The organism is Chryseobacterium sp. FH2, assembly GCF_001045455.1.
Classification (GTDB): domain Bacteria; phylum Bacteroidota; class Bacteroidia; order Flavobacteriales; family Weeksellaceae; genus Chryseobacterium.
Map to the genome: position 1 here is coordinate 1 of NZ_LFNE01000018.1, position 5,817 is coordinate 5,817.

Annotated in this window: 6 protein-coding genes; 1 reads left to right on the plus strand and 5 read right to left on the minus strand. The window is 31.3% G+C overall.

What is annotated here, in order from left to right; genetic code table 11:
• Window positions 1-618: 618 nt before the first annotated feature.
• Window positions 619-1,848 (minus strand): ABC transporter permease, encoded by a 1,230-nt coding sequence (locus tag ACM39_RS18515; protein ID WP_048512539.1) that lies wholly within the window; start codon window positions 1,846-1,848, stop codon window positions 619-621.
• A 4-nt stretch (window positions 1,849-1,852) separates the two neighbouring features.
• Between ACM39_RS18515 and ACM39_RS18520 the strand changes: the two genes are divergently transcribed.
• Window positions 1,853-3,049 carry an exo-beta-N-acetylmuramidase NamZ domain-containing protein gene (locus ACM39_RS18520; protein WP_048512544.1) on the plus strand — a complete coding sequence of 399 codons (1,197 nt, stop codon included), beginning with the start codon at window positions 1,853-1,855 and terminating at the stop codon, window positions 3,047-3,049.
• A gap of 52 nt (window positions 3,050-3,101) precedes the next feature.
• On the opposite strand, the gene ACM39_RS18525 is transcribed toward ACM39_RS18520, so the two are convergent.
• From ACM39_RS18525 to ACM39_RS19330, 4 genes are all read right to left on the minus strand, one after another.
• Window positions 3,102-3,308, minus strand: coding sequence for a hypothetical protein (locus ACM39_RS18525; protein ID WP_048512540.1), 207 nt, complete (start codon window positions 3,306-3,308; stop codon window positions 3,102-3,104).
• A complete protein-coding gene (locus ACM39_RS18530; RefSeq protein WP_048512541.1) occupies window positions 3,309-3,932 on the minus strand; it encodes a DUF3575 domain-containing protein in 624 nt (207 codons plus the stop codon).
• Window positions 3,933-3,948: 16 nt separating this feature from the next.
• Window positions 3,949-5,124 (minus strand): thioredoxin family protein, encoded by a 1,176-nt coding sequence (locus tag ACM39_RS18535; protein WP_048512542.1) that lies wholly within the window; start codon window positions 5,122-5,124, stop codon window positions 3,949-3,951.
• 405 nt (window positions 5,125-5,529) lie between these two features.
• On the minus strand, window positions 5,530-5,817 hold a 288-nt coding region (locus ACM39_RS19330), incomplete at its 5' end, for a tetratricopeptide repeat protein (protein WP_048512543.1).

Consider the following 5,817-nt stretch of genomic DNA (forward strand, 5'->3'; position numbering starts at 1 on the left):
CCAGTTTTTATTTACAACTCCTTTATCGAAAGATAAAGGAGTTTTTTTTTTCCACAAAATAACGGAAATGACGAAAAACACAGAAAATACATAAAGTCTCATCCATATACCGGATGAGACTTTTTTTTGAGCTAAACTGTACAATCCCTGTATATCTATACCTTATCCTTTATCCTATTCACTTCAAAAGAATAAGTAACTTGGCAAAGGCTATATAGGCTGCGAGTAATTTTGCTAGTGGTAAAAGCTAGAAGCAGAATCCCTGTCACTGAAACAAGAGAAGCCCTGACATTAGGAAAAAAGTTTCTGTATTCTATAATGAGAATATAAGAATTGTTGTTTAATGGGGAAGAGAATTAAAACGTATTTATTGATGTAAAACAAATTTCCTGGAGGATCGTAATCCGTTTTATTTTAATAATTCTGAATAGGATTAATAATATGAAACCTAAAAATTTGATTGAAGATAAACACGGTAGTTATTTGTATTAAGCAACAAATATTATATAAATTTGTTTGAGTTTTTTGAATTATTTCACCCTTCAGTTTAATAAGTGTTTAGCAGAAAATAATTTATTGATAAAAGCCACATAAGAATATGTTAAAATCAACATAAAGTTAGCTATACTTAATTGCTTTAACTGGAGATATTTTACTAATCAAATAGCTTGGAATAATTAAGGCTAAACCAGATATTAGTAAAATTCCGATAGAAATAGAGATAATAGCAATTGGATTCAAGTCTACAGGAACTGTGCTTACATAATAGTTTTCAGGGTTTAATTTGATGATTCCGAAAAATTTCTGCAACAGAAGTAATCCAAGACCAATTATATTTCCATACAAAAGTCCTGGAATCATGATAATTAAGGTATAATTGATGAAAGTTGCTCTGATTTGGGAATTTGTTGCTCCTAATGTTTTAAGTAAACCAATAGAATTCGTTCTTTCAATAATAAGAATTAAAAGAACCATGATAATATTAATGATGACAACAATAAGCATGATGATGATGATCAGTGCAATATTTGTATCAAAAATACTAATCCAATCTGTAATTTGAGGGAATTTGTCGGTTGCTTTTTCTGCATAATTCTTATAACCGATTAATTTTTCGATTTCAGGAAAATCTTTGTCGATATCATTTACATTTTTCATAAAAATATCAATTCCGCCAATTTCATTGGCTTTCATATCCTGAATTTTTCTTACATGATTGATGCCTCCTATAACAAATTGCTCATCAATCATTTTAATGTCAGTTTTATAAATTCCTACTACTTCAAATTTCCTGTAAATAGGCTTTTGATCGGCTTTTGAAAATACAGTAACAATACTGTCTTTTACTTTTAAATGAAGATCATTGGCAATTTTTTGGGAAATAGTAATACCATTATTAAAACCAATTTCAGTTACTTTTGGAGTAGTTCCTGAAACCAGAAATTTTTTAAATCTTAAACTGTCAAAATCCTTTCCAACGCCTTTGAAGATAATTCCGGCAAAATTATGTTCGTTACGCATAATCCCAGTTACAGAAGCATATTTCTGAATAGTTTCCACGTCAGGAATTTCTTTAATTTTCGGAATATCCAGACCCTGATTGTCAAGAATAGAAGTGGTGTAAGAGGAATTAGATCTTGTTGATTTTACAGTGATATGCCCATTGAAATCTGCCAGCCTTTCTTTAATTGCTTTTTTTGAACCGAAACCTGTAGCAACGGTAATTAAAGAAACGATAATCCCTAAAGCAACAGAAAGTCTGCCTATGAAGATGATAACCCTCGAAAGGTTATTTTTGTTATCTTTGGAAAACGCTATTTTTCTAGAGAAATATAAAGGAAATTTCAAGCTTATGAATTTAGATTTCAAAATTAAAAATTTACTTCTGATTTGCCTAATTTTTTTAGGACTATTCAATCAATATTATTCTCAAACACAAGTTACGACGGATTTTAAAACCGGAGCAGATCAGCCTGAGGTGTATTTGCCATTAATAAAAGGAAAAACTATTGGTGTGGTCACTAATCAAACAGGATTAATGAATGATAGAACACACCTGGTAGATTTTTTAGTGAAAAATAATGTTAAAATAAAATCAATTTTCGCTCCTGAGCATGGTTTTAGAGGCGATGCTGATGCGGGGGAAAAGGTAAAAAACGGAGTGGACGTAAAAACAGGAATTCCTATTGTTTCATTATATGGAAATAATAAAAAACCAACACCTGAGCAATTACATGGAATTGATATTGTTGTTTTTGATATTCAGGATGTTGGTGTAAGATTCTATACTTATATTTCAACCTTATCATATTTAATGGAAGCCGCGGCTGAAAACAACATTGAAGTAATGGTTTTAGACAGACCAAATCCACATGATGGTTATACAGACGGCCCTGTTTTAAAGAAAAAATGGACAAGTTTTGTCGGCATGCATGAAGTTCCTGTCGTTTACGGATTGACAATCGGAGAATATGGTAAAATGGTAAATGGGGAAAAGTGGCTGAAAAATGGGGTACAAGCTAAATTCACTCTGGTTATGATGAAAAACTATCATAAAAAAGAACGTTATGCAATTTTAGACAAACCTTCTCCTAATTTGCCGAATGATCAATCAATCAATTTATATCCGAGTTTGTGTTTTTTTGAAGGTACTCAGGTTTCTGTAGGACGAGGAACGGATTTACCGTTTCAAATTTATGGCTCACCCTGGACTACAAATTTGCCTTATCAGTTTATCCCTAAGCCTAATTTTGGAGCAAAAGATCCTTTTTTGAATGGAAAGCTTTGCTATGGTGAAGATCTTTCGAATTATTCTAAAGATTTAAGAGAATTAAATTTAGAATGGGTTATCAAAGCTTACAAAAATTATAAAAACCCGCAATTAGATTTTTTTCTGAAAAATTTATGGTTTGATACTTTAGCTGGAACTGATGAACTGAGAAAGCAAATTATTGCAGGGAAAACAATTTCAGAAATTAAAGCATCTTGGAAGTCAGATTTGGATAAATTTGAACAAATTAGAACAAAATATGTTGTTTACGAAAACTAAATATATTAAAGGTCAACTGTAAATCTACAATTGACCTTTTCAGTACTGTTTTTTAATCAAAATTTTGTGGTGGGCTGTTATCATTTTTGCCTTTATTCAAAATAAAAAGCCCAACCGATAGCCCGATAACTCCTGCAAAAGCTGTCAGCAAAGCTCTTTGCATTTTGTCTGGCGAATCATTACCAATGTAATTCATTAAGAAAAGAATCACAAAGGTGATAATTGATATAATGATATGATTTTTTCTAAATAATTTCATTTATTTAAATTTATAAGAAAGCATAACCCCTCCTCTGTAAGGGACAATTTCTCCACTTTTATTTGTTCCGCTAGCGCCATCATAACGTTCGCCCGTAGTTCTATCATAACCTTTATAAAAGTCTTGAGAAGAGCCAGCAGTTGCATAAATATCCATATTCCAATTTTCAGATAATTTAAACTGATATCCTGCTGTAACTCCTACTAAAATAGATATTCCTTTTTGGTGAAGATTAGATTTTGAAAATTCTTCATTATTGTCGTTTACAAAAATTCCTTCTTTCCAATAATTCCATTTTTGCACATTGAAGGCAGAAAACCCTAGATTGGCACCTAAATACCAATGTTTAAAAGCTTCATCAAAATAATATCTGCCCTCTACAGAAACCGAGTAGTATTGCATTTCGTGACCGGCAAATGATTTCCAGGGAGAGATTAGCAGATCACCTTGCAACGTGTACCTTTTGCTTAATTGATGTTCTAGGCCTACATTTATCACTCCAATAGGAATGAAAAGAGCATTCCCTTTTAAGTATACGCTTGTTTCTGGTTTTTCCTGCTCCTGAGCGTTTAGGCTTCCTACAGAAAGTAATGTAAGAAATCCTGCTAAAAATTTGTACTTCAAACCTTGTGTTTTATATTTATTTAATCTGATTTAATAAATCTTCTGCTAATTTAGAATCTTTATTTGCCTGAACGGCTATATTTTTAGACATTTCTGCATATGTTTTTGCCATATCTTTATTTCCTGTTAAGAAATAAAGCTTTGCGAGAATATATGTATTTTCTGATGTTTCTCCTCTCATTACTGATTTTTCTGCCCATTCAGCAGCTTTTTTTAATGATGAAAGGTTTTTTACATTATCAGAAAATACCCAGGCAGTTTTTAATAATTCATTTGTATCAAATGAGTCTGAATTTTTATAATATTCCAGCGCTGCTTTTTCGTATTCCGGATAGTTTGCATGTTGCTCATAAAAGCTTAGTTTCATTTGGTTAAGCCTTATCAATGCATCATATTTCCCTACTAACGGCTCAGCATTTTTCATGAAATATTCTTCATCAATTCTGTTATTTTTCTCATCAATTGATTGCTCGACGATTTTTGACAACTTTATCTGGGCATCAAACTGATTATAAGTTTCTTCGGGAAGGAATTTTATAATATCCGCTTTTCTTTGTGTAAAAACTTTATAATTAGGATCTTCAGTTGATTTTAAGAAAAATAATATAAACCCGATGTCATCTTTTGATAATTCGTCGGTTTTCTTTTTATTTTCAAAATATCTTTCTGAGGCTTTTTTAGCAAAATCAAAATCAGAAGAAGAATTTAATTTCATAATGTTGATAAGAAATTCCGGGTCTTTCTCACCTTTTGCAAAACGCTCTTTTAATGAGCCTTTCTTGTTATTGGGCGAATTTATATCCTGAGCCATTGCCAAAAAAGGACTTTCATCCATATAACCGAAATTTTGCGAAACCAATTCTCCGTCGCCATTTAGGAAAAGATAAGTAGGGTAAGAACGAACTCCGTATTTTGATGCAATTTCTCTGCCTTCACCTTTTTCCATGTCAAATCTTGCATTCACAAAGTTTGCGTTATAATAATCTCCGACAGATTTTTTTGTGAAAATATTTTTCTCCATCATTTTGCAGGGCCCACACCATGAGGCGTAGGCGTCTAAGAAAACTATTTTGTTTTCTTTTTTTGCTTTTGCTATCAAATCTTTGAATGGTAATTCCTGAAATTGTATGGCTTCCTGGGCAAAAATAACACTTGCACTAAACAAAAATAGGGTAGAAATTATCTTCTTCATTTCTTCAAATAAATTAAAAGGCGAATATACTTAATTTCGATGTAAGTAGATGTTAAAGACAACTTAAATTAAGCTTCTATGCTGTTAAATTGGTTTACTTTATCTAGCTAAAAGTTCCTTTTAGGGAGCAGGGTTGAAGATTTTTAAATTCTCTTGGGCTGAAAGTTGAACATCATAAACTCTGCTATCGCCCATTTCTGACCATTTCCCCAACTATATTTCCTTTACTTAAATAATAATAACTTCCACTAAAATTTTGTTCATCTTTAGTGAAATCTAATTCGGATATTTACCAATAAAACCAATGTAATTCAGATAATATTTAATTTGAACACATCGAGAATATACTTTGATGTTTGTAAATATCAAAACTAGTAATAGATATTTTCTCATTCTGTCTTTTTGTTATATTATTTTTATTCTCTCCCAAACTTCTTTAGGAATTTTCTTCAAATCCTTTTTCTGGGATTTCATTAGCTCCACATACTTTTTGTAGTTTTCTTTGGCTAAGTCTTCGTTACCGATTGCCCAATAGCTGTCAGCTAAATTGAGATAAGCAACGGTTCGGTTTGGAAATTTTTTGAGGATTTCGTTATATAAATAGATTGCTTTGGAATTTCCATTTTTTGTTTTAGAAATATAATAGGCAAAATTATTATACTTATTTACATTGGTACTATTAATAGTATCAAC